Below are 24,270 nucleotides of genomic sequence, written 5' to 3'. Positions count from 1 at the left end.
CATGGCGGACCAGACGGGACTGTTCATCTACGGGCTGGTGCCGGCGGACGTCGAGGCGACACCCGACGCGGCCGGAGTGGGCGACCCACCCGGCGAGGTGACAGTCGTCCGGCACGGCGACCTCGCGGCCCTGGTCAGCGAGGTGCCGTTGGACGCGCCGCTGGGTCGCGCGCCGGACCTGCGGGCGTATCAGGAACTGCTGGACGGTACGGCGGTCGTCGCCCCGGTGCTGCCGGTGCGCTTCGGCACCGTCGTCACCGGCGCGGACGCAGTGCTCGACCTGCTCCGGCCACACCACGACCGGTTCGCCGCCGCGCTCGCCGAGTTCGAAGGCCGGGTGCAGTACGTGGTGCAGGGCCGCTTCGACGAGCAGGCGTTGCTGCGTGCCGTCCTCGACGAGAACCCGGCCGCCGCCCAGCTCGCCGAGCAGGTTCGGGGCCGGGCCGAGGCGGCCAGTCGGAAACCCCGGATCCGGCTCGGGGAGCTGATCAGTCAGGCGGTGGAGCTGCGCCGCGAGGCGGAGAACCGACGGCTGCTCGACGTCACCGCCGAGTACGTGGTGACCACGCAACTGCGTCCGCCCACCCACGAGCTGGACGCGGGGCACGTGGCGCTGCTGGTGGACACCGACCGCGAGGGCGACCTGGTCGACGTGCTCGAGCAGTACGCCCAGGACCGGCGGGGCCTGCTGCGGCTGCGTCTGCTCGGGCCGCTCGCCCCGTACGACTTCGTCGACGCGCACCAGTTGGCGGGTTGACCGTGGACCTGCTCTGGGCGCTGCTGACCCTGCCGTACGCCCCCGTGCGGGGGTTGACCGCCGTGGTCGGGGTGGTGGCCCGGGAGGCCGAGGCGCGGCAGCGCAATCCGGTCAACGTCCGGCGCGAACTGGAGGAGTTGGACGCCGCCGTGGCCGCCGGTGAACTCAGCGTCGAGGAGCGGGACCGGGCCGAGCAGCGGGTGCTGGACCGGCTCACCGGGGGCACCGGGCGGCGGACCGGCGGTCCGCCGCCCGGCACCGCACGATCGCGTGGCCCGGGTCGGGAGAGGGGAGTGCGCCATGACCGACGACGCGACGGCCGGCGGGCGTGAGCAGGCCGACGAGGAGTACCTGGAACCGGTGTCGGCGGCCGAGGCGGCGCGGGCCGGCCTGCGGCAGCTCGTCGAGCTGACCGGCCGCGAGCCGTCGGTGACCACGTCGTTGGAGGCCACCCAGGACGGCTGGCTGGTCGGTGTGGAGGTGGTGGAGGCACGCCGGATCCCCAACTCGACGGATCTGCTCGGCCTCTACGAGGTGGAGCTGGACATCGAGGGCAGCCTCCTCGGCTACCGACGGGTGCGGCGCTACCAGCGCGGGAAGGGTGAGGTGGGCTGAGATGACCGCTGGTCAGCCACCCTCGGTGGTGCAGAACTCGGGCCAGGTTCTGCCCGCCGGCCACGAGCCGGCCAACCTGGGCGACATTCTGGAACGGGTACTCGACCGGGGCATCGTCATCGCCGGCGACATCCGGGTCAGCCTGCTCGACATCGAGCTGCTGACGTTGAAGCTGCGGCTGGTCATCGCATCGGTCGACACGGCACGCCAGATCGGCATCGACTGGTGGGAGCACGACCCGTGGCTCAGCTCGCGGGCCCGCCCTCCGGTGGAACCCGGGCCGCGTGACCCGGAGCAGGTCGAGGCGGAACGCCGACCCCGCGTGGCCGCCCGGGCGCGCCGCCGCGACGCCGAGATGGAGGAGTGGGATGAGTTCGACGGCTGAGGTGACGCCCGACCGGGCCGCCCCGGCGACCGGGGCGTGGCTGCACGGCGTGGTGCGCGACGTCGAGCCGGCGGCGCTGGCGACGCTCGCCGGCATGGGCGGCTTCCCGGTGCGCGCGGTCGCGGCCGCCGGGCTGGTCGCCGTGGTCAGTCCCGCGCCCCTCGACGAGTACGGCGAGGAGCCGCTGCGCCGCAACCTGGAGGACCTGACGTGGTTGGAGCAGGCCGCCAGGGCGCACCACGCCGTGGTGGCCGCGCTCGCCCGCCACGGGCCGGTGGTGCCGGCCCGTCTCGCCACGGTGCACACCGACGACGAGCGGGTGGCCGCGTCGCTCGCCGCCCGGCGGGCCGAGCTGTCCGCGACCCTGGCCCGGCTGACCGGGCGCGGCGAGTGGGGCGTCAAGGGCTACCTGGTGCCGGGGGCGCCCGTCGAGAGCGCGGTCGCCCAGGACGGCGGCGGGGTGGGTACGGCGTACCTGCGTCGCCGGCGTGCCGAGCTGACCGCCCGCGACGTCCGACAGCAGGTGGCGAGCGCCGCCGCCGACGCCGTACACGTGGCCCTCTGCGAGGTGGCCGTGGCGGGTCGTCGGCACGCTCCGCAGGACCAGCGGCTCTCCGGCGTGTCCGCCCCGATGGCGCTCAACGGCGCGTACCTGGTCGACGACGCGGCGCTGTGCCGCTTCACCGACCTGGTCGACTCGCTCGGAGACCGTCATCCGGGCCTCCGGTTGGAGGTGACCGGTCCGTGGCCGGCGTACTCCTTCGTGGCGGAACGATCGGCCGACGTTGCCGGGGAGCCACGGTGACCACGGCGCTCGCGCCGAGCAGCGCGGACGATCCGCTGGCGTACCGGCCGGTGGCCCTGGTCGACCTGCTCGACCGGGTGCTCGCCACCGGCGTGGTGATCAGCGGTGACATCACCCTGGCCATCGCCGACGTCGACCTGGTCCGGATCTCGCTGCGCGCGCTCGTCGCGTCGGTCGGCGCGCTGGCGGCGGAGGACGCCGGATGACCGGCCGGGACGATGCCGGCGAGCTGGTCGCGGCGCTCGACGCGCGGTCCTGGCAGCCACCCCGGGTCACCCCGCTGGACGGTCGGATCTCGGTGGATCGGGACTCGGTCGAACGAGGGTTGGCCAGTCTGGTGCTGACCGTCGTCGAGTTGCTGCGCCAGCTCATGGAACGGCAGGCGCTGCGTCGGGTCGACCTCGGCGACCTCACCGAGGAGCAGGTCGAACGCATCGGGGTCACGCTGATGGCGTTGGAGGAGCAGATGGCCGGGCTGCGGGAGCACTTCGGCCTGGCCCCCGAGGACCTGAACCTGGACCTCGGGCCGCTCGGTCCGCTCCTGCCCACCGACCAGACACGTGCCTGACGGTCGGCGGCGACCCCCCCGGTGCCGCCGCCGACCGTCCGATCAGGCGGGGAGCCGCACCACGTCGTAGTCGACGGTCGGGCCGGGCTCGACGTCGAACCGACCGTTCACCACGTAGAGCGCCGGGCCGAGCAGGTCCCCGGTGGCCGGCGACCGCAGCGCCGGGCTGGTGATCTCCCGCCGCACCACGCCGGCGGTCCGGTCGGCGTTCAGCTCGACGACCGCGACCACGTTCGTCAGGTTCCGGATCACGTAGAGGGTGCGACCGCGCAGCACCAGCCCGTCGGCCCGGTCCACCGAGTAGCCGCCGAGGTCGACGACCCGGCTCACGCCGGTGCGCGCATCGACGCGTACCAGCCGGCCGGTCAACATCTGGGCGACCAGCAGGTCCCCGTCGGGCAGCGCCACGATCCCGTTGTTGAACGCGTCGGGCGCGGCGGCCGGACCGCTGAGCGGCAGCACCCGGGCGGCGCCGGCGGCGGGCAGCCGACCACCCGGGAGCAGCGGTACCACGTACAGCGCCGGCCGGGCCGAGTCGGTGAAGTAAACGGCGCGCGGGGTGACCACGAGGTCGTTGACGATGCTGCCCGGCTCGTCGGTGAACTGGTAGTGGGCCAGTTGCGCGCCGGTCGTGCCGTCGTGGACGCTTGCCGCTCCGGCGGAGAAGTCGGCGGTCCACAGCCGGCCCTGCGGGTCGAGCTTGAGACCGGCCTTCTCCCGGCCCGGAGCGCCCGGGATGAACACCGAACCCCGCCCGGTCCGCAGGTCACCCCGCCAGACGGCGCCGTTGCCGACCGAGCCGACGTAGACGGTGGTGCCCCGCCCGATCGTCAGCCCTTCCGGGCTGAATCCGTCCGGCAGGGCGATCCGGGACGGAAAAGGCGTCGTGCGGGCGTTCGCCGCCGAACTGAGCGTGCCGAGGGTGGCCGCCGCCATCAGGGGGACGACGAGAAGAGAGAGCAGCCTGCGCAAGAGGGTCACCGCCTGTCGTCGAGTGGATGTCTCCACTGAGGAACGTTCCGCTTCGAGAACGTTCCTCGTACGGCAAAAGGTTGGACCCGGCGCTCAGTCCCGTTCGGCGGCGTACCTGGCCAGCCAGGCGACCTGGGCCGGGTCCAGCGACGGGCGGACCCGTTCCCGCGCGACGGCCACGTGCGCGGCGGTGACGGTGGCCGCGGCCAGGGACTCCCGCATCGCCGCGAGCGCCGCCTCCCGGATCACCGCCGCGCAGTCCGCCGCCGAGAAGCCGGTCAGCTCCGCGCCGAGCGTGGCCAGGTCGACGTCGGAGGCCAACGGCACGTTCCGGGCCGCGGCCCGCAGGATCTCCGCGCGCGCCGGACCGTCCGGTGGCGGCACGTAGACCAGCCGCCCCAGTCGGCCGGGCCGCAGCAGCGCCGGGTCGACCAGGTCCGGCCGGTTCGTGGCACCGACCACCACCACGTTGCGCAGCGTCTCGACCCCGTCCAGCTCGGTGAGCAGCGCGGCGACCACCCGATCCGTGGTGCCGCCGTCGGTGGCCTGCCCGCGTACCGGAGCCAACGCGTCGACCTCGTCCAGGAAGATCAGCGTCGGCGCGGCCTCCCGGGCCCGGCGGAACAGTTCGCGGACGGCACGTTCGCTCTCGCCCACCCACTTCGAGAGCAGTTCCGCGCCCTTCACCGAGAGCACGTTCGCCCGGCCCGAGCCGGCGAGCGCGGTGACCAGGTACGTCTTGCCGCAGCCGGGCGGCCCGTAGAGCAGCACGCCGCGCGGTGGCTGCACGCCGAGGCGGGCGAAGGTGTCCGGGTAGGTCAACGGCCAGAGCACCGACTCGGTCAACGTCTGCTTGACCTCGTCCAGGCCACCGACGTCATCGAGCGTCACGGACGCCAACTCCAGCGTCGACGCGGCCATCGTGGTCGGCCGGACCACCTCCAGGGCGGCGGTGAAGTCGGCCATCGACACCGTCGGCGTCGACGCGGACTTCTGTCGCAGCGCCGCGCGTACCCCGGCCTCCCGGACCAGCGCGGCCAGGTCGGCCGCGACGAACCCGGGGGTACGGCCGGCCACCTCGTCCAGCCGCACGTCGTCGGCGAGCGGAACCTGCCGGGTCAGCACGGTGAGCTGTTCGCGGCGCAGGGCCGCGTCGGGCAGCGGCACGCTGATCCGCAGCGACAGCAGGTCCGGCGCGCGCAGCGCCACGTCGACGGCCTCCGGCCGGCCGGTGGTGCAGACCACGGCCACGCCCGCCCGGACGACCTCCGCGAGCACCTGCCGGAACACCGTGGCCAGCGGGCCGGGCTCGTCCGCCGGGGCCAACGCCTCCACGTCGCTGACCAGCAGCACGGCCGGACCGCCGGCCCGGGCCGCCGTCGCGGCGGCGCGCAGCCGGTCGGCGGCGGCCTGGTCGGCCAGCGCCGCCACCTCGGGTGCCCACAGCGGGTGTACGCGGGCACCCACCCGGGCCGCGACCGCCCGGACCAGCGCCGATTTCCCGGAGCCGGCCGGCCCGGAGAGCAGCACGCCCAGCGAGATGGTGGTGCCGAGGCGGCCCAGCACCTCCCGGTGGTGGAAGCCGAGGTCGAGCAGTTCGGTCAACTCGTCCGCCTGGGCACGCAGCCCCGGCAGCTCGTCCACGTCGGGGGCGTCCGTCTCCGGTACGGCGTCGACCGGCCCGGACCGCTGGGCCGGCGACGGCGCGCCGTGCGTGGCCGGCCCGTGCTGCCAGGCGACCACCGTGTCCATGGTGACCAGCGACCCGGCGGACGGCTCCACGGTGACGACGCTGAGCAGGGTGCTCGTCCAGGCGAAGCCGACGCTGGTGGCGAGGCTGCGCCGGGCCGCCTCGACGAGACCGCGCGTCGACGCGTCCGGCAGGACGTCCTGCGGCAGCAGCGACACGTCATCGCCGACGGTGACCACCTTGCCGAGCAGGGCGAGCCGGAGCATCTCCGGGCTGACCGCCGCGAGCACCCCCACCGGTCCGGTCAGGGTGACCCGGCCCGCCGGGGTCAGCGGCAGCGGCGACACGCGCACGGACGCGCCGTCCCGCACACCCAGGTTGCCGAGCGTGAGGTCGTCGGCGTAGAGCAGGGCGCTGCTCGCGCCGGACCCGGCCGCCGCGACGATCCCGGCGGTCTCCCGGCGGCCCGTCAGCCGCACCGGAGCGCCGGGGCGCAGGCCCAGCGCGGTCAGCGCCTCGGGGTGCAGCCGCACGATGCCCCGTCGGGCGTCCAGCGCGGCCGGTCGCAGGCTCGCCGTCAGGGTCAGGTCGGGTTGGGCCACCGACCGACCGTAGTACCCGTCAGCCGGTCCCGTCGTTCAGCGCCGCGGATCCAACTCGTCCAGCAGCGACGGGTCGCGCCGGATCAACTCCGCGAGGCGGGCCGCCGGGTCCGGCGTCAATCCGTCCGGACCGGGCGCCCAGGCCGGCACCGTCCGACCGGAGAGCGGCCAGGACGGCGGGGGTTCCACCGGGGCCGGCGGCGGCTCCGGGGCGACCGTCACGTCCGGGCCGTCCCAGGAGACCCGCAGCGGGTACGTCCGACCGTCGTGCTCCACCCGGACGGTCACCGCGAGCCCGGGGTGCACGCCGACGACCTGGCGTACCGCCTCGGTCACCTCCTCGACCGGCCCCCACCCGGCGGCGTCGGGGTCGTCCCGTTCGGCGTGCCGGGCCGGTCCGGCGTTGCGGGCCGGCGCGGCGGTCGGGCCCGGCGGTGGCGTGGTGGCGGCACGGTCGTCGGCCCGCCGGCGCCGCGCCTCCTCGCGCCGGGCCAGCCGGGCCAGCGTCTCGTCCAGGTCGCCCCTCACCAGATCACCCCTTCCCGCCACGGCCGGAGCCGGTCGGCTCAGGCCTTCCTGTCCCGGGTGGCCCGCTCCAGCGCGCGATCCAGGACGACCAGCAGGGCGTCCCGCACCGAGAGCCGGTCCCGGGCGTCGAACTGCACCAGGGGTACGTGGTCGCCGATGGCCAGCGCCCACCGGATCTCACCGAGTTCCAGCGCCAGTCGCCCGTCGAACGCGTTGACCCCCACCACGAACGGCAACCCGGCCCGCTCGAAGAAGTCGATCGCCGGGAAGCAGTCGTCAAGTCGGGCGCTGTCGACGACCACGAGCGCGCCGAGCGCGCCCCGGGCGAGGTCGTCCCACATGAAGCCGAAGCGGGACTGCCCCGGCGTGCCGAACAGGTAGAGCTTCAGACTGCGGTCGATGGTCACACAACCGAAGTCCATCGCCACCGTGGTGGTGGTCTTGGTGGACCGGATGCCCGGGTCGTCCACGCCGATGCCCGCGCTGGTCATCTCGGCCTCGGTGGTCAGCGGCGCGATCTCGGAGATCGCGCCGACCGTGGTGGTCTTGCCCACCCCGAACCCACCGGCAACGAGGATCTTGACCGGTACGGGCGGCGCGGCCGACGGACGGCCGGTCGGCCCGGTGCCGGCCGGCGGCCGGTACGGCGGTGGCGGTGGCGGTGGCGGTGGTGGCGTTGGCGGCCCGGTCGGCGGTGGCGCGCTGGCCCGCCCGGACGCCGGACCGGTGCCCGGGACCGCGCCGTAGCGGGCGGTGGCGCTGTTGCCGGCGAGCCCTCCGCTCGGGGCGACCGGCCATTCAGGAGATCGCACGAAGTCCATCAATCACTCGCAGGATGAGGTCGGGGTCGTAGGCGTCGTTGGCGTCGGTGACGTGCACGTCCAGGTGCCCGGCGGCCCGCAGGTCGCCGACCAGCACCCGGGTCACGCCGAACTGCAGCCGGGCCCGGGCGGAGATCTCGGCCACCGAGATCGGCTCGGTGCAGAGCGCGATGATCGCCTGGAGCTCCGGAGCGAGCAGGCTGACCGGTGTGCCCGTCCACCGGCCGCCCTCGGAGCGGGTCACCTGCGTCTCGAGTCCGATCGCCGGGTCGGCGCCGGCCACCCGTCCGGCGGTGAGCACGAACGGCCGTAGACCGGCCGGGCCGCTGTCGTCCGAATCCTCCCCCGTCCCCGGCGCCGCCGGCGCGCCGCCCCCACCCGGGGGCGGCGTGCGCAGGTAGGGGCGGATCCGTACCCCGGGCTCCGGGTCCGGATCCTCGCCGGCGACGTCGGGAGTCACTGCTGGACGGCGTTCTTCAGCTCGGCGATCAGGCGCGGGGTGAGCGCGCCGCCGGCCCGGCCGGCGAAGAGCGTCATCTCGTACGCGACGGTGCCCAGGTTCGCCGACCGGTCGGCGACGACACCCAACACCGAGCCGCTGCTGATGGCGCTGATCAGCAGGTACCCGTCGGCCATGTCGACGATCACCCGGTTCAGGCCGCCGAGCGCGTACCAGCTGGCCGCGCCCCCGGCGAGGCTGGTCATGCCCGAGACCACGGCGGCCAGGCGCTCCGCGTTGGAGCGGTCCTTGATGGCCGACATGGCCATCAGCAGCCCGTCCGAGGAGACCGCGATCGCCTCCAACACCCCGGCGGTGCTGGAGGTGAACGAGTCCAGCAGCCAGTTGAACGTGCGGGCCTCGGGGCTGAGGTCCCCGGCGGTGGCCGGCTGGGTCTGGTGGTCGACGTTGTCGTGCAGGAAGGGGCTGGTCACCGTGATGATCCTTCTTCGTTCCGACGATCTGGGCTGACTTCGCGGAGAGCACGGGCGACGCCCGCCTCGAACTCGGTGATGAGGCTGCGCACCTCGGCCGGGTCGCCGAGCTGCGGGCTGGCTGGTTGGTTGGGCGGTGAGACCGTCAGGTTCGCGCCGGGCACGCGTCGGCTCAGCCGGGGACGGCTGCGGTTGGCGCCGCCGGTGTCCGCCACGGTCGGGCCGCGGCCGCCCGGGGTGGTGGGCAGATCGACGGTAGCGCCGGGATCGGCTTCCGTGGGGCCCGCGCCGGCGGGTGGGTCGGTGACCGTCCGCGTCGACCACTGCCCGACGGGGCGATCGGTGGCCGGCGCGCTGCTCGACTCGGCCCGCCGTACGCCGGACTGGAACGCCTCGACCAGCGCGCGGGCGGCGTCCGGGTCGGCACTGGTGGCGTCGACCGGCCGGGTGGGCGCGGCGGTGGCGGAGAGGCTCGCGCCGGGCACCCGCTGCCGGATCCGGGGGCCGGCTGAGGTCCCCGCCGTGGCAGTGCCCGGCGCGACGGCGGCGGGTGGCGGTGCCGTACCGGCGGTCGCGGCCGCCGACTCCCGCGCGCCGAAGGCGTCCCAGGACTCGCCGGACTCCAGGCTGCGGGTGGCCCGACTGAGCAGATCCGTGTCGAAGCTGGCCGGTGCCACCGCGGCGACGGCGGGTGCGGCGGTCGGTGCGGGGGTGGCCGGTGCGGTGGCGGCTCCCCGGGCGCGGGCGCCGCGGGCGGAGTCGAGAGCCAGCCGCCGCCCCCGGTCCGGTACGGCGGCCCGGGCAACGGTCGCCCCGGCCCGGTCGGCGCGGCGCAGCACCAGGGACGCCTGGGGGATCTCCACCTGGGCGGTCACGCCGCCGCCCGCGGTGGTCGCGAGGCTCACCTCCCAGCCGTGGCGGCGAGCCAGCCGGCCCACCACGAAGAGACCGAGCACCTCGGTCGGCGCGAGGTCGAGTCGTTCCCGCCGGGTGAGCCGGGCGTTCTCCTCGGCCAGCCGCTGCTCGCTCATGCCGATGCCCTGGTCCACCACGGTGATCCGGGCACCCTGCCCGGAGGTCTCGCCGGTCACCACGACCCGGGTGTGCGGCGGGGAGAAGACCGTCGCGTTCTCCATCAGCTCGGCCAGGGCCAGGACGAGGTCGCCGACGATGGCCGGCGCGGCGGCGACACCCGCCGGCACCTGCACGTCGACGCGGGTGTAGTCCTCGATCTCGCCGAGCGCCAACCGGACCACGTCGGCCAGCGGAACCGGCGCGGTGTGCGCGTCGGCGCCGGCCGAGCCGGAGAGCACCACGAGGCTGCCGGCGTTACGCCGCAGCCGGCTGGAGATGTGGTCGAGCCGGTACAGGTGCTCCAACCGGCCCGCGTCGGCCTCCTGCTGTTCCAACCGGTCGATCAGCGCGAGCTGCCGGCTCACCAGGTTCTGCGTACGCCGACCGACGTGCCCGAACATCTGCGCCACGTTGCGGCGGCCGGCGATCTGCCGCTCGACCAACTGGGCCGCGGTGTTCTGCACCCGGTCGAACGCCCGGGCCAGGTCACCGATCTCGTCGCTGGACCGGATGACCACCGGTTCCAACCGGACCGACTGGACGCTCTCCGCCTCGTCGTCGGTGACCCGGACCAGCTCCGCCTCGGCGACCCGGGCGACCCGGTCGGCGGAGCGGGTGAGCTGGGTCAGCGGTCGGGCCACCGTACGCGCCACCGCCGCGCTGAGCAGCACCACCAGCGCCAGGATCAGCGCCGCCGCACCCGCCACCAGGTAGGCGGCGGTCAGCGCCCGCCGCTGGTCGGCCTTCACCTCGGCGAGCACGTCGGCGACGATCTTCTTCTCGACGAACTGGCCGAGCCGGATCATCGTGCGGACGGCCGGGAACAGCGCCTCCATCGGCACGTCGCGGACCGCGCCGGCCGGGTCCCGGGCGCTGGTGATCAGGAAGTCGGGGCTGGTACGCGCGGCCACCGCGGCGTCGTTGAGCTGGGCCACCTTGAGCTGCTCGGGGGTGATCAGGCTGCGGAAGCGCGCGTTGTCGACCTGGAGGGCGGCGATGCACGCCACGTAGCCGGCGGTGGTGTCCGGAGTACCGATCGCCTTGACCAGGATGCTCAGGGTCGCGCAGGCGCCGATGCCCTCGTCGGCGCGGAGCAGCCCGTCCAGGGCGAGCACCTGGCGACCGGGCAGCGTCTCGGTGTCCACGCTGAAGACCAGCCGAAGCGATCCGATCAACTCCCGGTTGACCGGGCCGAAGGCGTCCATCACCTGGCCGGGGTTGGCGGTCCGGGCCAGCACCGCCCGGCGCAGGTCGCCGAGCCGGGACACCCCGTTGAGCGCGTGGGAGACCTGCTCGGTCAGCGCGTCGCCGCCGTCGGCCCGCAGGTCGGCCACCCGGTCGTCCACGTCGGCCGCCTTGCGGATCACCTCGGAGCGTTCGACCCGGCCGAGCAGGAAGCCGATCGACAGGATGCGCTCCTGCTGGAGGTCCTGGACCAGGCTGCCCACCCGGCTGGCGAGTCGTACCTGGTCGGTGATGTCGGCGGCGCGCTGGGCGGCGGCCACCCGGTCGATCACCACGGGCACCGCGAGGCCGACCATGCTCAGCAGGGGAATCACCACGAGCAGCGCGAGCTTGCCGCGGATCCGGAGCCTAGCGAGCAGCATCGAACGGCCCCCACTGCTCGGCGACCGGCTCGTGGGCCGCGCCCACCGGTTGCAGCGGTCGGATGTCGGTCGCGGCCGGCGGCTGCCAGGGATCCCCGGGCGGCGGGGCGGCGGGGGTCACGGCGTCCGGTGCGGCGGCCCGTCGGCGGCTCCGCCGGTCGGCGGCGACCAGCAGCCCGGCGAGCCAGATCAGCAGCAGCGCGGCCACCGCACCCGCCCCGATGGTCAGCCACCGGTCCCGGGCGAGTCCGTCGATCCGGTCGCTGAGCAGGGTGTCCAGTTCACCGAGGATGACGGGCTGGAGCTGGCGCGCGGCGTTGCGCGTGTTGAGCGCGGCGGCGGCCAGTTGACCCTGGTCGACGGTGCCGGCGGCGCTGGGCGTCGAGTACAAAGCCAACGCCTCCACCGACCGCTGGTAGGCGTCGAGCGGGGTCAGCACGTTGGCGCCCAGGTCGGTGCTCTCCGAGTTGTCCACGGCGGAGCGCAGGTTGTCGACCACGTCGGTCGCGGGCGACAGGGCAGACACCCGCAGGCCGGTCAGCTCCATCAGACTCCGGGGCCGTTGGGCGGCCGGTCGCCGGCTGGCGAGCGCGCCGAGGTCGGCGAGCCGGCCGGCGGCCACCACCGCCTCGGGGAGTTCCTGTCCGGCGCTGTCTTGGAGGAAGAACGAGTCGGAGCCCGGGTCACGGCCCAGCCCCGAGCTCTCCCGAACCTTGCGGTGCAGGGCGAGCAGCAGGTCGGTGACCTCGCCGTACGCGGTGTAGGCGGCCTCCGGGTCGGCGGGGCTGCGCTCGCGCAGCGCCTCCAGTTTGGCCCGCAGCCCGGCCCACCGTTCCTGGGTGCGCAGTTGTCCGCCGATGCGGGCGTCCACCGCGGCGGCCTGCTCGACCGCGCGGGTCAGCGGCTCGCCGGGGACGCCCCGGCCGGCGACGGCGTTGGACTGGGCCTCCACCAGCGCCTCGGTGATGGGGGCGAGGGCGCGCAGGTACTCCACGCCGAGTCGTTCGGAGTCGGCCAGTTTCCGATCGTCGGCGGTGTGTCGCCAGGTGGACGCGAAGAGCATCCCGACCGGCGCGAGCAGCGCGACGATGAGCAACAGCGGCAGTGACCTGCCGAGCATGGACGTCCGTCGACGGGCCCGCGGCGCGGGGACTGTCATGGTGTGTCTCCTCCGGCGTCGGGCGGGGGATCGGCGCGGTGTCGGGTTCGCCGACAAGTCCCGTCCACCGGACCGGAAAACTAACCGAACCCCCAGGCGAGCCGGCCGGTTGCGGCGAGTCAGGTTTGCGTCAGTTCGTGTGATGTCACCGTTCGTCAGGGTTCCGGGCACGCTGTGTCCCATTTGCTGGTGTGACATGAAGGCATCGAGGGTGATATCCGCGAAAGATCGGAATTCACGGGATCCGAACTCAACTCACTGGCCCGCCACACAGGATGCTCGGTCGCATCGGGCCGGATCACCGATCGGGGCAACCGGACGGACGTACGGCGGATCTCAGCCAACGCTCAGGCTGCGCGCCGTAGCGTGTGCCGCATGAGATCACCGTCGCCGGCCGCGTGGGTCCGGCGTGCCCTGCCCACCCGCCGCCGCGTGATCGCCGCCTCGGTGGTCGTCGTGCTGGTGGCGGTCGCCGTCGGTTGGGCGGTGTGGCCACAGGGATCGGACGTCCGCACCGAGAGCGCGATGCTCACCGTCCGCTCCGGACCGTCCGGCGACGCCCCCGTGGACCTGGACACCACCCTGTACCTCCCGCCCGGCGCGTCGTCTGGCCGCAAGGTCCCCGCGGTCCTGCTGGCGCACGGGTTCGGCGGCACCAAGGAGTCGGTGCGCTCGGACGCCGAGGAGTTCGCCGGACGCGGGTACGCGGTGCTCACCTGGACCGCGCGGGGCTTCGGCCGCAGCGGCGGCGAGATCCACCTGGACAACCCGGACTACGAGGTGCGCGACGCGCAGCGGCTGCTGGACTGGCTGGCCGCCCGCCCCGAGGTGCGGACCGACGCGCCTGGCGACCCGAAGGTCGGCGTGGTCGGCGGCTCGTACGGAGGTGGTCTGGCGCTGTTGCTGGCCGCCCAGGACCGCCGGGTGGACGCGATCGTCCCGATGATCACCTGGAACGACCTGTCCCGGGCATTCCTGCCGGAGAGCACCGGCGGCGCGCCGACCGAGGGCGTGTTCAAGAAGGGCTGGGCCGGTCTCTTCTTCGGCGGAGGCGGGAACGTGGGCAGCGGCCCGGCCGGGCTGTCCGGTACGACCGCCGCGCAGCCCGAAGGCGCCCCGGCGTCCGCCGGCCCGCCGAGCCCGGGGCCGGGAGCGGGCCCGGGTACCGCGCCCGGTGGCCTTCCGGCCGGCGCCGCCGACCCGTCCTGCGGGCGGTTCGCGGCCGACGTCTGCGCCGCGTACCTGCGGATCGCCACCACCGGCCGGGCCGACCAGGCCGCCGTCGACCTGCTGCGCCGGTCCAGCCCGGCCGGCGTGCTGGACAGGATCAAGGCACCGACCCTGCTGGTGCAGGGCGAGGCGGACACTCTCTTCCCGCTCGGTGAGGCGGACGCGAACGCCAAGGGCATCGCCGCCGCCGGCACCCCGGTGCGGGTCGCCTGGTTCACCGGCGGACACGACGGGGGAGCCGGTCCCCGCTCCGACTCGGACCGGGTGAAGTTCCTGACCGTCCAGTGGCTCGACCACTACGTCAAGGGCGAGGGCAACGCCCCCGGCGACGACTTCACCTGGTCCCGGATCGCCGGCTTCGACGCGCTGGACCGGGGTCTGGTCGCCACCGGTTTCCGCCGCGCCGACTATCCGGGCCTGGCCGGCAACTCCCGCCGCGAGGTGGCGGTCGCCGGTCCGGCGCAGCCGATCGCGAACCCGCCGAACGGCAATCCGGCCGCCATCTCCTCGGTCCCGTTCGCCGGTGGCCTCGCCTCGCTGCTCGACGGGGTGGCCGGCGACGTGCCCGGCCAGCACGCGCGCTTCGAGTCGACGCCGCTGACCGAGGCGGTGGACGTGGCCGGCGCGCCCACGGTGACCGTGCGGGCCGCCTCGCCCACCGGGGAGGCGGTGCTCTTCGTCAAGCTCTACGACGTCGACAAGGACGGGGCCGCCACCCTGCCGAACGGCCTGGTCGCCCCGATCCGCCTCACCGGCCTGCCGCAGCGGGTGCAGGACGCCCGCCCGGTCACTGTGACGCTGCCCGGGATCGTCCGCCGGATCGAGGCGGGGCACCGGCTGCGCCTGGTGGTGGCCAGCTCCGACCAGGCGTACACGACGCCCGCCGCGCCCACCGTCTACACGGTGGCCGCGGACGGCGCGGTCAGCCTGCCCACGGTCGACGGCGAGCCGATCCCCACCGCGGCCACCGTCTGGCGCTGGGTGCTCGCCGGCCTGCTCGCCGCCATCGTGATCGGGCTCGTCGTGGTCGTCGCCGTGGTCCGCCGGCGGCATCGCCGCCAGGACCGCTCGGTGCATCCGGAGTACGCGGACACGCCGCTGGCCGTGCGCGCGCTGCGCAAGGAGTACGCGGACGGCTTCGTGGCCGTGTCGAACGTGGACTTCGAGGTGCACCCGGGCCAGGTGGTGGGCCTGCTGGGGCCCAACGGCGCGGGTAAGACCACCACCCTGCGGGTGCTGATGGGACTGACCCAGCCGACCGCCGGCGAGATCTACGTGTTCGGTCGTCGGCTGGTGCCCGGCTCGCCGGTGCTGTCCCGGATCGGCGCGCTGGTGGAGGGGCCGGGGTTCCTGCCGCACCTCTCCGGCCTGGCGAACCTGCGGGCGTACTGGCGGGCCACCGGGCGACCGGCCGAGGACGCGCACTTCGACGAGGCGTTGGAGATCGCCGGGCTGGGCGACTCGGTGCACCGGAAGATCAAGAACTACAGCCACGGTATGCGCCAGCGGCTCGCCATCGCCCAGGCCATGCTGGGCCTGCCCGAGCTGCTGGTGCTGGACGAGCCGACCGACGGGCTCGACCCGCCGCAGATCGCCGAGATGCGCCGGGTGTTGCAGCGGTACGCCACCGACGGCCGGGCGGTGCTGGTCTCCAGCCATCTGCTGGCCGAGGTGGAGCAGACCTGCACGCACGCGGTGGTGGTCAACAAGGGCCGGATCGTCGCCTCCGGGCCGGTCCAGGAGATCGTGGGCGAGTCGCCGAGCGTGCTGTTCGACGTCACCGACCCGGCGGCGGCGCGGGCGGTGCTGGACCGGCTGGACGGCGTACGGGTGCTGCCGGAGAGCGACGGGCAGTTGGTGGTGGACACCAACGGGACGGCGCGCAGCGAGGTGGTGGCCGAGCTGGTGCGGGCCGGTATCGGGGTGGACCGAGTGGTGCCCCGGCGACGCCTGGAGGACGCGTTCCTCGCCCTGGTGGGCGAGAACTCTCGGGGAAGCGGTGACCGGTGATGGCAGTTGTCGACGCGGGCGAGGCCCGGGGCTACCGGCCGTCGGCCACCCTGCCCTTCGCGGCGGAGTTCCGCCGGCAGGCGTCCCGGCGGCGGACCCAGCTCGCGCTCGGGTTCATGGTGCTGCTGCCGCTGATCATCCTGATCGCCTTCCAGTTCAACTCCGGCGGTGACGACGACAACGGCAACAACGAGTTCGCCAGCCTGGTCGACCTGGCCACCTCCGGCGGGCTGAACTTCACCCTCTTCTCGATCTTCGTGTCGGCGTCGTTCCTGCTGGTGGTGGTCGTGGCACTGTTCTGCGGCGACACGGTGGCCAGCGAGGCGAGCTGGGGGAGCCTGCGGTACCTGCTGGCGATCCCGGTGCCCCGGGCACGGCTGTTGACGGTCAAGCTGGTGGTCGCGCTCGCGTACTCGGGTCTGGCCCTGGTGTTGTTGGCGGGTACCGCCCTGCTCGCGGGCACCCTGCGCTACGGCTGGTCGCCGCTGCGCAGCACGGTGGCCGCCGAGCTGGAGCCCGGCGAGGGACTGCTCCGGTTGCTGGCGGTGCTCGGCTATCTGGCGGTCGTACTCCTGGTGGTGGCCGGCCTGGCGTTCCTGCTGTCGGTGACGACGGACGCCGCGCTGGGCGCGGTCGGCGGCGCGGTCCTACTGTGGATCCTGTCCAGCATCCTGGACCAGATCACCGCCCTGGGCGTGCTGCGGAACTTCCTGCCCACCCACTTCAGCACCGCCTGGCTGGGGCTGCTGTCCACGCCGGTGCAGACCGACGACGTGGTGCGCGGCTGCATCTCGGCGATCAGCTACGCGACGCTGTTCTGGGGGTTGGCGTTCTGGCGGTTCACCCGCAAGGACATCACGTCGTAGGTATCCGCCAGGCGCTGACGCCGATCCGCCCGGTGTTGCCCACGTCGACCGGGCCGTGCGGGTCGACCTCCTCGGCCGGCTGACCGGCGGCGGGTGCCACCGACAGGTACGCGCCGTCGGTGGCCACCACCGTCGAGTCGGTGACCAGGTTGCGCCAGAGGACGGTGGCGACGGCCCGTTCGCCCTTGTGCAGCGTGATCGGCTGCGGCGGCTGGTCGAAGCCCGAGGTGATGCCCTTCGCCCCGTTCACCACGGCCAGGATGATCGGCTTGCGCCGCTCGTCGAGGACCCACACCGTCGGGTACCCGTTGAGCCGGTACGGGCGGTCGCCGCAGTTGACCAGCTCCAGGCCGAGGGCGCGCAGCCCCATCGCCGCGTCCCCGCCGGTCGAGCGGATCCGGACGCCGGACGCCGGGCACTCGGCCACCGGCGCGGCGCTCGCCGACGCGCTCACGCTGGGCGCGGTCGTGACCTTGGGCGGGGGACCGGTGGGGTCGCCGCCCTGCCCCGCGTGATCGCGTGGGACGCAGGCGCTGAGCGTGACCAGCAGAGCGGCCGCCGCGCCGGTCCGTCGCCCCACGGCTGTACGAAAGATCATCTCCTGATCCTCGCGCACCGACGCGACCGTCCGCTGCCCGTCAGCCGTCGCTCGCGCGTGGGCCCGCCGGGTCCCCTGCCGGTGCCAAGACCCGCGCGCCCCGCGCCAAGATCCGCGCGCCCCGCGCCAAGACCCGCGCGCCCCGCGCCAAGACCCGCGCGCCCCGCGCCAAGACCCGCGCGCCCCGCGCCAAGACCCGCGCGCCCCGCGCCAAGACCCGCGCGCCCCGCGCCAAGACCCGCGCGCCCCGCGCCAAGATCCGCGCAACTTCCCTGTTGTTGCTGTATCCGGCGCGCCGGAGGCAGCAATATCCCTGATTTTGTGCGGATCTTCGGACGCCAAGGGGTTGCCGTCGTGGCCGAGTCGCCGCACCGGTAGCAGTCGCTTGCCCCGCATCTGGGGCAGCTCGACAGGGTGTACGGGCACCATGCCAGCCGGTACGTTGAGGGTTCGGGAGCGCTCCCAATGCGCGAAAGCTGCTGCCGGGTGTCGATCAAATCAGGGCAAAGCCGCAGCTTCCGCACTGCGCTCTGAGTTCTACCGGCAGGGATTTTCCCACTAGCAAGGAATTTATTAACATCGATGCTTTGAGGCCCCACCATGGAAGAGATCTGTCCCCTTCGATGGAGGTCTCCATGAACGTCTCTCGGCTCGGCGGGCCGACCCTGTCCCTGTTTCGCATCGTGATCGGCCTGCTGTTCACGCTGCACGGCCTCTCCTCGGTCTTCGGGTTGTTCGGCGGCAACCCGATGACCGGCAAGGCGGTACCGCTCGGCACCTGGCCGGGCTGGTGGGCCGCCCTGATCCAGCTCATCTGCGGCGCGCTGGTGCTGGTAGGGCTCTTCGCCCGGCCCGCCGCGCTGCTCGCGTCCGGCTCGATGGCGTACGCCTACTTCGTCGTGCACCAACCGGACGACCTGCTGCCGCTGCGCAACGGCGGTGAGCTGGCAGCCCTCTTCTGCTGGTCGTTCCTGCTGGTCGCGACACTCGGCTCGGGCCCGTGGGCGCTCGACTCGTTGCTGTTCAAGCGTCGCGCCGACGCGTCGGCGCCGGCGATGGCCGAGCCCAGCCCGGTGAACGCCTGACCGCACCCGTGACGCGCGTCGCCGGAGCCTCGGCGTGTCGGCTCCGGCGACGCGTGCCGGTCGAGGAGAGTCGTGCTGCGGGCCGCCAGGTCAGGCGGGCGGGCGCGGGGTGAGGACCGCGTCCAGCAGGCCCGGGTAGCGCGCGTCCACCTCGTCGCGACGGAGTCGCACCAGGCGGCTCGTGCCGGCGGCCCGGGTGCGGGTCAGGCCGGCCTCGCGCAGCACCTTCAGGTGGTGGCTGCGGGTCGCCTTCGAGACGCCGAAGTCGAAGCTGCCGCAGGCCGCCTCGCCACCCTCAGCGAGTGCCCGGACGATCTGCAACCGCACGTCGTCGGCGAGTGCGGCCAGCACTGCGGTGACCGGTACATCGCTCAGGTCGGGTTCGTGCGGCTCCATGTGACCAGTGTAACCCTTGTTCGACAATTGTCGAACAAGCTCCTAGGGTCGGTGTCGTTGGTTCGACGATACTCGAACATTGGAGCTGCCGATGCGACCCCGCGCCGCCGCCTACCCGCTGCTCGCCGCGCTCGCCTGGGGTGCGATGTTTCCCATCCTGGCCACCGCGCTGGCGAGGGTCGACCCGCTCAACCTGACCACCGCCCGCTACCTGTTCGCCACGGTCATCCTGGTCGGCATCCTGCTGATCCGGGAGGGCTCGGCCGCGTTGCGGCTCGGCGGTCGGGGAGTCGAGGTGGTGGTGCTCGGCGTGGTCGGCTTCGCCGGCTTCAACCTGCTCACCAACCTGGCGCTCGAACACGCCGCCCCGCAGCAGATCTCCCTGTTCGTGGCGACCACCCCGATCATCACCCAGCTCGTCCGGTGGGCCCGGGACGGCGTACGGCCGAAGCCCCTGCTTCTGGTCCTCTCCCTGGTGGCGCTCCTCGGCGTCGGCCTGGTGATCACCCGCGGAAGCCTGGCCGGGCTCGGCCAGTTCGGTCTCGGCGGCCTCATGATGATCGGCGCGGTGCTCGGCTGGGCCGTCTACACCCACGGCGCGACCCGGTTCGGCGGCTGGTCGCCGCTGCGCTTCACCACCCTGACCGCGCTCGCCGGCACGGCCGCCATGCTGGCCGCGAGCATCGGCGCGGACGCCGTCGGGTGGCAGCACGCGCCGGCCGCCGCCGACCTCGTGGCGGTCACCCCGCAACTGGCGTACGCCGTGCTCGTCGCCGCCGTCGTCGCGGTGCTGGCCTGGAACACCGGTGTGCAGCGGCTGGGCGCGGCCAACGCCGCCCTGTTCATGAACCTCGTCCCGGTGACCACGTTCATCGTGCAGATCGCCCGTGGCTACCGGCCGGAGGGGATCGAACTGATCGGCGCCGCGATCACCATCGCCGCCCTGGTCGCCGCGAACCTCGCCGCGCGCACCCGCACCCGGCCCTCGTCGCCGCCCCGGCCGACCGCGGTCACCGATCCCGTCGCGGTGGTCGACCCGGTGGCGGTGGCCGCCCGCTGACCCACTGGCTGGGATGCCCGGTGGAGGCGCCGGGCAACGTTGCCTAGACTCGGCGGTACAACTGCATACCTCATCCAGAGGGGCTGAGGGATACGGCCCGACGACGCCCCGGCAACCACCCCGCGCGCTCACCGCTGAGCGACAGGCGGGGCAGGTGCCAATTCCGTCCCCGCCGCACCGTGCGATGCGGGGAAAGATGAGAGGACTCTCGACATGACGTCGACGCTCGCCGCCTCCGGCATCGACACCTCCGCCAGCCCCGCCCGCGCCCTGGTCTGCCGGGCCTGTTCGGCCCGCTACCCGCTCGCCGCCCAGCACGCCTGTTACGAGTGTTTCGGCCCGCTGGAGGTCGACTACGACACCGCGGCCCTCGCCACCGTCACCCGGGAGCAGATCGAGGCCGGCCCGGACAACATCTGGCGGTACGCCGCGCTGCTGCCCGCCGGGCAGGACCCGGCCAGTCGGGTCACCCTCGACCCGGGTCTGACCCCGTTGGTGGCAGCCCCGCACCTCGCCGCCGAACTGGGCATCACCGCGCCGCTCTGGGTCAAGGACGACAGCGCCAACCCGACCCACTCGTTCAAGGACCGGGTCGTCTCGGTGGCCCTGACCGCCGCGAAGGCGCTCGGGTTCAGCCGGTTCGCCTGCGCCTCCACCGGCAACCTGGCCAACTCGGTGGCCGCGCACGCCGCCCGCGCCGGCGTGCCCTCGATCGTCTTCATCCCCTGTGACCTGGAGCAGGGCAAGGTCATCACCACCGCCGTGTACGGCGGCGAACTGGTCGCCATCGACGGCTCGTACGACGACGTCAACCGGCTCTGCGGTGAGCTGGTGGAGACCGACGAGTTCGAGGACACGGCGTTCGTCAACGTGAACGTCCGGCCGTACTACGCCGAGGGTTCCAAGACCCTCGGGTACGAGGTGGCCGAGCAGTTGGGCTGGCGGATTCCCGCCCAGGTGGTCATCCCGATGGCCAGTGGCGAACTGCTCACCAAAATTGACAAGGCGTTCTCCGAGCTGGTCGAGATCGGCCTGGTCGAGGCCCCGGCCGGCGGCTGGAAGGTCTTCGGGGCGCAGTCGGCCGGCTGCAACCCGATCGCCGCCGCGCTGCACGCCGACACCGACACGATCACCCCGGTCAAGCCCACCGGCATCGCCAAGTCGCTCAACATCGGCGACCCGGCCGCCGGCCTCTACGCCCTCGAGGCGGTGCGCCGCACCGGCGGCTGGATGGAGTACGCCGACGACGACGAGATCCGGGCCGGCATCCGCGACCTGGCCCGTACCACCGGGGTGTTCGCCGAGACGGCGGGCGGCGTCACGGCGGCGGTGCTGCGCAAGCTGGTCGCGTCCGGTCGGCTCGACCCGACGGCGGAGACGGTCATCTTCAACACCGGCGAAGGTCTGAAGACGATCGACGCGGTGGCCGCCCAGGTCGGCCCGACCCACCAGATCAAGCCGTCCCTGCGGGCGGCCCGGGACGCCGGTCTGCTCGGCTGAATCCACCGGGTGACTGGATTTTCGCTGTGAGTGTGGAAAACCCGCCGCTCAGGACTTGACGGCAGGAACCGGACGGCGCAAGATGCTCCGTGCGGGAGGGCATTTCGCCGAAGACTTTTGAAGTTCTTGCGACCCAACGCCGGAGGCGTTGTGCGAGTGTCCCTCCCGACCACGTTCGACAGGGCCAGCGAATAATCGCTGGCCCTGTCGCTTTTGCGGGTGCCAGGCTCACCGGCATGAGCATCACGATCGCGCCGTTCGACGGCACCGACCGGGCCGCGGTCGACGAGGCGTACCGGATCGGCGCGGCGGCCATCGAGGCCGACCTGCCCGACTTCCCGCCGTCCTGCCGGCAACGCTTCGACGCCCTCTTCCACACCCCGATGCCCGGCACCCGATCCCTCTGGGCGTTGGCCCGGCTGGACGGGGTGCCCGCCGGCTACCTTCAGCTCGACCTGCCGCAGCTCGACAACACCGACAACGCCACCGCCGAGCTGACGGTCCGCCCGGACCTGCGCCGCCGGGGTGTCGGTCGGGCCCTGCACGAGTACGGGGTACGCCTGCTGCGTCAGCACGGACGCAAGCGGGTGGTCGCCATGGCCGTCGCCGCGCTACCCGGCGGCCCGACCCGACCGGCGGCGGGCGCCGCGTTCGCCACCGCGATGGGCGCGCACTCCGCGCTGGTCGAGGTGCGTCGCCGACTGGAGATCGAGCGCATCGACCGGCTCGCGCTGCGGGCGGCACTGGCCGAGGCTCAGCCCCGCGCCGAGGGCTACCGTTCCGTCTCCTGGCAGGGCGGCACCCCGGCGGAGTACGTGGCGGACATCGCCTACCTGGAGGGCCGCCTGCTGATGGACGCGCCGATGGGTGACGTGCAGTGGGAGCCGGAGCAGGTGGACGCCGAGCGCCTCCGGGGCATGGAGCGCGCGCTGGACGCCCGGGGGCGGCGGCGGTACCACCTCGGAATGCTGCACGAGGAGACCGGCCGGGTCGTCGCCTGGACTCTGCTGGATGTCGGTGCCGCCGTCGACTGGCACGCCTACCAGCAGATCACCATCGTCGACCCGGATCACCGTGGGCACCGGCTGGGTCTGATCGCCAAGGCGGAGAACCTGCACCACCTGCTGACCCACGAGCCCGCCGTACGCGTCATCGACACCTGGAACGCGGCGAGCAACAGCCACATGGTGGCGATCAACGAGCAGCTCGGGTTCCGCCCGGTGGACGCCTGGGACAACTGGCAGCTCACCCTCTGACGGGTATCCGCCGCTACTGTCCGCGGACCTCCGTCATGCATGATGGCGGCATGACGGAGACCCCGCATCCCCTGTACGACAGGCACGCCGACACCCTCAACCGTGCGCTGACCGCGATCACGGAGCGGGGCTACTGGTCCGCCTATCCCGAGTCCCCCAGCCCCCGCGTGTACGGCGAGACCGCCGCTGCCGACGGCAAGGCCGCGTTCGAGGCGTACCTCGGTGGTGATTTCCCGCTCGACCAGCCCGGCACCGGCGAGCGGACCGCCACCGAGACGAGCCCGTTCGGGGTCGACCTGGCGGTGCGGTACCCGCACGCCGGCCCCGACGAGCTGGTCGCCGCCGCCTCGGCCGCGCTGCCGGCCTGGCGTGACGCCGGTCCGCAGGCCCGGGTGGGCGTCTGCCTGGAGATCCTCGACCGGCTGCACAAGCACATCTTCGAGCTGGCCAACGCGGTGCAGTTCACCAGCGGGCAGGCGTTCGTGATGGCCTTTCAGGCCGGTGGCGCGCATGCGCTGGACCGGGCGTTGGAGGCGCTGGCGTACGCGTACGCCGAGATGACCCGGCACCCGGGCACGGCCGGCTGGGAGAAGGCCGCCGGCAAGGGCGACCCGCTGCGGATGACCAAGACGTTCCATGTGGTGCCGCGTGGCGTGGCGCTGGTGATCGGGTGCAACACCTTCCCGACCTGGAACTCCTACCCGGGGCTGTTCGCCTCGCTGGTCACCGGCAACCCGGTGATCGTGAAGCCGCACCCGCGCGCGGTGCTGCCGCTGGCGATCACCGTGAAGTACGCCCGGGAGGTGCTGGCCGAGGCCGGCTTCGACCCGAACCTGGTCCTGCTGGCCGCCGAGGCCCCCGGCGAGAAGCTCGCCAGCGACCTGGCCCTGCACCGGGCCGTCAAGATCGTCGACTTCACCGGCTCCACCGAGTACGGCGACTGGCTGGAGACGCACGCCCGGCAGGCGTCGGTCTACACCGAGAAGGCCGGCCTGAACACGGTCGTCATCGACTCCACCGACGACTTCGCCGGCATGTGCCGCAACCTCGGTTTCACGCTGACCCTCTACAGCGGGCAGATGTGCACCACCTCGCAGAACATCCTCATCCCGGCCGGCGGCATCGAGACCGACCAGGGGCACAAGAGCTTCGACGAGGTGGCCGGCGGGATCGCGGCGGCGGTCGGCAAGCTGACCGCCGACCCGGCCCGGGGCGTCGAGCTGACCGGTGCGATCGTCAACGACGGGGTGCTGGAGCGGCTGGCCGAGGTGACGAAGGTCGGCGAGCCGGTGCTGGAGTCGCGGACCGTGGCCCACCCGGCGTACGCCGACGCGGTGGTGCGTACTCCGACGATCGTGAAGCTGACCGCGGACGACGAGCAGGCGTACGGCCGGGAGTGGTTCGGGCCGATCTCGTTCGCCATCGCGACCGACTCCACCGCGCACAGCCTGGAGCTGATGCGCCGGACCGTCGGCGAGAAGGGCGCGCTGACCGCCGGGGTCTACTCGACCGACGAGGCGGTGCTGGACGCCGCCGAGGCGGTCGCGGTCGAGGTCGGGGTGCACCTGTCCTGCAACCTCACCGGCGGTGTCTTCGTGAACCAGTCGGCTGCCTTCTCCGACTTCCACGGCAGTGGCGCGAACGCGGCGGCCAACTCGGCGCTGACCGACGGGGCTTACGTGGCGAACCGGTTCCGGATCGTGCAGTCTCGGCGGCCTGCTTGATCGTTGGTTGCGGTGGGGGTTTCCGGGGC

24 protein-coding genes and 1 riboswitch are annotated in these 24,270 nt (G+C 73.5%); of the genes, 14 read left to right on the top strand and 10 right to left on the bottom strand.

Annotated features, from left to right (window positions below; all coding sequences use genetic code 11):
* The first annotated feature begins 1 nt into the window (after position 1).
* The 7 genes from AC3EN4_RS08155 to AC3EN4_RS08125 are packed head-to-tail and all read left to right on the top strand — an operon-like array spanning position 2 to position 3,130.
* Positions 2 to 757 carry a GvpL/GvpF family gas vesicle protein gene (locus AC3EN4_RS08155; protein WP_435205312.1) on the top strand — a complete coding sequence of 252 codons (756 nt, stop codon included), beginning with the start codon at positions 2 to 4 and terminating at the stop codon, positions 755 to 757.
* A gap of 2 nt (positions 758 to 759) precedes the next feature.
* Positions 760 to 1,089, top strand: a complete 330-nt coding sequence (locus tag AC3EN4_RS08150; protein WP_435205311.1) for a gas vesicle protein GvpG — start codon at positions 760 to 762, stop codon at positions 1,087 to 1,089.
* On the top strand, positions 1,058 to 1,372 hold the full coding sequence (locus AC3EN4_RS08145; protein ID WP_435205310.1) for a gas vesicle protein GvpO: 315 nt from the start codon (positions 1,058 to 1,060) through the stop codon (positions 1,370 to 1,372). Before AC3EN4_RS08150 ends, AC3EN4_RS08145 begins: the two co-directional genes overlap by 32 nt.
* A 1-nt stretch (position 1,373) precedes the next feature.
* On the top strand, positions 1,374 to 1,757 hold the full coding sequence (locus AC3EN4_RS08140; protein WP_435205309.1) for a gas vesicle protein: 384 nt from the start codon (positions 1,374 to 1,376) through the stop codon (positions 1,755 to 1,757).
* Positions 1,741 to 2,562 carry a GvpL/GvpF family gas vesicle protein gene (locus AC3EN4_RS08135; protein ID WP_435205308.1) on the top strand — a complete coding sequence of 274 codons (822 nt, stop codon included), beginning with the start codon at positions 1,741 to 1,743 and terminating at the stop codon, positions 2,560 to 2,562. Before AC3EN4_RS08140 ends, AC3EN4_RS08135 begins: the two co-directional genes overlap by 17 nt.
* A complete protein-coding gene (locus AC3EN4_RS08130) occupies positions 2,559 to 2,768 on the top strand; it encodes a gas vesicle protein (protein WP_396800027.1) in 210 nt (69 codons plus the stop codon). Before AC3EN4_RS08135 ends, AC3EN4_RS08130 begins: the two co-directional genes overlap by 4 nt.
* Complete coding sequence (locus AC3EN4_RS08125; RefSeq protein ID WP_435205307.1) at positions 2,765 to 3,130, top strand: gas vesicle protein K; 366 nt, start codon at positions 2,765 to 2,767, stop codon at positions 3,128 to 3,130. Before AC3EN4_RS08130 ends, AC3EN4_RS08125 begins: the two co-directional genes overlap by 4 nt.
* A gap of 42 nt (positions 3,131 to 3,172) precedes the next feature.
* Here AC3EN4_RS08125 and AC3EN4_RS08120 read toward each other — a convergent pair whose 3' ends face one another.
* The 8 genes from AC3EN4_RS08120 to AC3EN4_RS08085 all read right to left on the bottom strand — a co-directional run bounded on the left by AC3EN4_RS08120 (position 3,173) and on the right by AC3EN4_RS08085 (position 12,516).
* Complete coding sequence (locus AC3EN4_RS08120) at positions 3,173 to 4,111, bottom strand: SMP-30/gluconolactonase/LRE family protein (protein WP_435205306.1); 939 nt, start codon at positions 4,109 to 4,111, stop codon at positions 3,173 to 3,175.
* Positions 4,112 to 4,195: 84 nt separating this feature from the next.
* A complete protein-coding gene (locus AC3EN4_RS08115) occupies positions 4,196 to 6,394 on the bottom strand; it encodes an AAA family ATPase (protein WP_435205305.1) in 2,199 nt (732 codons plus the stop codon).
* A 36-nt stretch (positions 6,395 to 6,430) separates the two neighbouring features.
* On the bottom strand, positions 6,431 to 6,922 hold the full coding sequence (locus AC3EN4_RS08110; protein ID WP_435205304.1) for a hypothetical protein: 492 nt from the start codon (positions 6,920 to 6,922) through the stop codon (positions 6,431 to 6,433).
* A 38-nt stretch (positions 6,923 to 6,960) separates the two neighbouring features.
* The gene (locus AC3EN4_RS08105; RefSeq protein ID WP_435205303.1) at positions 6,961 to 7,743 is read right to left on the bottom strand and encodes a GTP-binding protein; all 783 of its coding nucleotides are present in this window, start codon (positions 7,741 to 7,743) and stop codon (positions 6,961 to 6,963) included.
* Positions 7,721 to 8,203 (bottom strand): DUF742 domain-containing protein, encoded by a 483-nt coding sequence (locus AC3EN4_RS08100; RefSeq protein ID WP_435205302.1) that lies wholly within the window; start codon positions 8,201 to 8,203, stop codon positions 7,721 to 7,723. Before AC3EN4_RS08100 ends, AC3EN4_RS08105 begins: the two co-directional genes overlap by 23 nt.
* Complete coding sequence (locus tag AC3EN4_RS08095) at positions 8,200 to 8,676, bottom strand: roadblock/LC7 domain-containing protein (RefSeq protein WP_422737182.1); 477 nt, start codon at positions 8,674 to 8,676, stop codon at positions 8,200 to 8,202. Before AC3EN4_RS08095 ends, AC3EN4_RS08100 begins: the two co-directional genes overlap by 4 nt.
* Positions 8,673 to 11,357: a sensor histidine kinase gene (locus AC3EN4_RS08090; protein WP_435205301.1), complete on the bottom strand. Its 2,685-nt coding sequence runs from the start codon at positions 11,355 to 11,357 to the stop codon at positions 8,673 to 8,675. Before AC3EN4_RS08090 ends, AC3EN4_RS08095 begins: the two co-directional genes overlap by 4 nt.
* Positions 11,344 to 12,516, bottom strand: a complete 1,173-nt coding sequence (locus tag AC3EN4_RS08085) for a hypothetical protein (protein ID WP_435205300.1) — start codon at positions 12,514 to 12,516, stop codon at positions 11,344 to 11,346. The genes AC3EN4_RS08090 and AC3EN4_RS08085 overlap by 14 nt, the downstream gene beginning before the upstream one ends.
* Positions 12,517 to 12,891: 375 nt before the next feature.
* Here AC3EN4_RS08085 and AC3EN4_RS08080 point away from each other — a divergent pair, with 375 nt between their 5' ends.
* Both AC3EN4_RS08080 and AC3EN4_RS08075 read left to right on the top strand, forming a co-directional pair.
* A complete protein-coding gene (locus AC3EN4_RS08080; RefSeq protein WP_435205299.1) occupies positions 12,892 to 15,756 on the top strand; it encodes an alpha/beta fold hydrolase in 2,865 nt (954 codons plus the stop codon).
* The gene (locus AC3EN4_RS08075) at positions 15,756 to 16,622 is read left to right on the top strand and encodes an ABC transporter permease (protein WP_422737178.1); all 867 of its coding nucleotides are present in this window, start codon (positions 15,756 to 15,758) and stop codon (positions 16,620 to 16,622) included. The genes AC3EN4_RS08080 and AC3EN4_RS08075 overlap by 1 nt, the downstream gene beginning before the upstream one ends.
* Here AC3EN4_RS08075 and AC3EN4_RS08070 read toward each other — a convergent pair.
* A complete protein-coding gene (locus tag AC3EN4_RS08070) occupies positions 16,612 to 17,220 on the bottom strand; it encodes a DUF4232 domain-containing protein (protein ID WP_435205298.1) in 609 nt (202 codons plus the stop codon). The two genes, AC3EN4_RS08075 and AC3EN4_RS08070, sit on opposite strands and share 11 nt — an antisense overlap.
* 635 nt (positions 17,221 to 17,855) lie before the next feature.
* On the opposite strand from AC3EN4_RS08070, the gene AC3EN4_RS08065 reads away from it, so the two are divergent.
* On the top strand, positions 17,856 to 18,305 hold the full coding sequence (locus tag AC3EN4_RS08065; protein ID WP_435205297.1) for a DoxX family protein: 450 nt from the start codon (positions 17,856 to 17,858) through the stop codon (positions 18,303 to 18,305).
* A 90-nt stretch (positions 18,306 to 18,395) separates the two neighbouring features.
* On the opposite strand, the gene AC3EN4_RS08060 is transcribed toward AC3EN4_RS08065, so the two are convergent.
* Positions 18,396 to 18,701, bottom strand: a complete 306-nt coding sequence (locus AC3EN4_RS08060; RefSeq protein WP_435205296.1) for an ArsR/SmtB family transcription factor — start codon at positions 18,699 to 18,701, stop codon at positions 18,396 to 18,398.
* 79 nt (positions 18,702 to 18,780) lie between these two features.
* Between AC3EN4_RS08060 and AC3EN4_RS08055 the strand changes: the two genes are divergently transcribed.
* From AC3EN4_RS08055 to paaN, 4 genes are all read left to right on the top strand, one after another.
* Entirely contained in the window at positions 18,781 to 19,761 is a 981-nt protein-coding gene (locus tag AC3EN4_RS08055) for a DMT family transporter (RefSeq protein ID WP_435205294.1), read from the top strand.
* Between the two features lie 67 nt (positions 19,762 to 19,828).
* A riboswitch (SAM riboswitch) is annotated at positions 19,829 to 19,964 on the top strand.
* Positions 19,965 to 19,974: 10 nt separating this feature from the next.
* Positions 19,975 to 21,261, top strand: a complete 1,287-nt coding sequence (gene thrC, locus AC3EN4_RS08050; RefSeq protein ID WP_422737166.1) for a threonine synthase — start codon at positions 19,975 to 19,977, stop codon at positions 21,259 to 21,261.
* Between the two features lie 236 nt (positions 21,262 to 21,497).
* Positions 21,498 to 22,517: a GNAT family N-acetyltransferase gene (locus AC3EN4_RS08045; RefSeq protein WP_435205293.1), complete on the top strand. Its 1,020-nt coding sequence runs from the start codon at positions 21,498 to 21,500 to the stop codon at positions 22,515 to 22,517.
* Positions 22,518 to 22,567: 50 nt separating this feature from the next.
* The gene (paaN, locus tag AC3EN4_RS08040; RefSeq protein WP_422737164.1) at positions 22,568 to 24,241 is read left to right on the top strand and encodes a phenylacetic acid degradation protein PaaN; all 1,674 of its coding nucleotides are present in this window, start codon (positions 22,568 to 22,570) and stop codon (positions 24,239 to 24,241) included.
* Positions 24,242 to 24,270 lie beyond the last annotated feature (29 nt).

This window comes from Micromonospora sp. bgisy143 (assembly GCF_057708145.1).
Note: the sequence above shows the minus strand (reverse complement) of the source record. Positions and strands in the feature narration are given on the sequence as shown.

Excerpts from the sequence above, each read along its gene's own strand:
- AC3EN4_RS08155 (WP_435205312.1), top strand. The coding sequence starts at position 2 with ATGGCGGACCAGACGGGACTGTTCATCTACGGGCTGGTGCCGGCGGAC.
- AC3EN4_RS08145 (WP_435205310.1), top strand. The coding sequence starts at position 1,058 with ATGACCGACGACGCGACGGCCGGCGGGCGTGAGCAGGCCGACGAGGAG.
- AC3EN4_RS08140 (WP_435205309.1), top strand. The coding sequence starts at position 1,374 with ATGACCGCTGGTCAGCCACCCTCGGTGGTGCAGAACTCGGGCCAGGTT.
- AC3EN4_RS08135 (WP_435205308.1), top strand. The coding sequence starts at position 1,741 with ATGAGTTCGACGGCTGAGGTGACGCCCGACCGGGCCGCCCCGGCGACC.
- AC3EN4_RS08125 (WP_435205307.1), top strand. The coding sequence starts at position 2,765 with ATGACCGGCCGGGACGATGCCGGCGAGCTGGTCGCGGCGCTCGACGCG.
- AC3EN4_RS08105 (WP_435205303.1), bottom strand. The coding sequence starts at position 7,743 with ATGGACTTCGTGCGATCTCCTGAATGGCCGGTCGCCCCGAGCGGAGGG.
- AC3EN4_RS08090 (WP_435205301.1), bottom strand. The coding sequence starts at position 11,357 with ATGCTGCTCGCTAGGCTCCGGATCCGCGGCAAGCTCGCGCTGCTCGTG.
- AC3EN4_RS08085 (WP_435205300.1), bottom strand. The coding sequence starts at position 12,516 with ATGACAGTCCCCGCGCCGCGGGCCCGTCGACGGACGTCCATGCTCGGC.
- AC3EN4_RS08080 (WP_435205299.1), top strand. The coding sequence starts at position 12,892 with ATGAGATCACCGTCGCCGGCCGCGTGGGTCCGGCGTGCCCTGCCCACC.
- AC3EN4_RS08075 (WP_422737178.1), top strand. The coding sequence starts at position 15,756 with ATGGCAGTTGTCGACGCGGGCGAGGCCCGGGGCTACCGGCCGTCGGCC.
- AC3EN4_RS08070 (WP_435205298.1), bottom strand. The coding sequence starts at position 17,220 with ATGATCTTTCGTACAGCCGTGGGGCGACGGACCGGCGCGGCGGCCGCT.
- AC3EN4_RS08065 (WP_435205297.1), top strand. The coding sequence starts at position 17,856 with ATGAACGTCTCTCGGCTCGGCGGGCCGACCCTGTCCCTGTTTCGCATC.
- AC3EN4_RS08060 (WP_435205296.1), bottom strand. The coding sequence starts at position 18,701 with ATGGAGCCGCACGAACCCGACCTGAGCGATGTACCGGTCACCGCAGTG.
- thrC (WP_422737166.1), top strand. The coding sequence starts at position 19,975 with ATGACGTCGACGCTCGCCGCCTCCGGCATCGACACCTCCGCCAGCCCC.
- AC3EN4_RS08045 (WP_435205293.1), top strand. The coding sequence starts at position 21,498 with ATGAGCATCACGATCGCGCCGTTCGACGGCACCGACCGGGCCGCGGTC.
- paaN (WP_422737164.1), top strand. The coding sequence starts at position 22,568 with ATGACGGAGACCCCGCATCCCCTGTACGACAGGCACGCCGACACCCTC.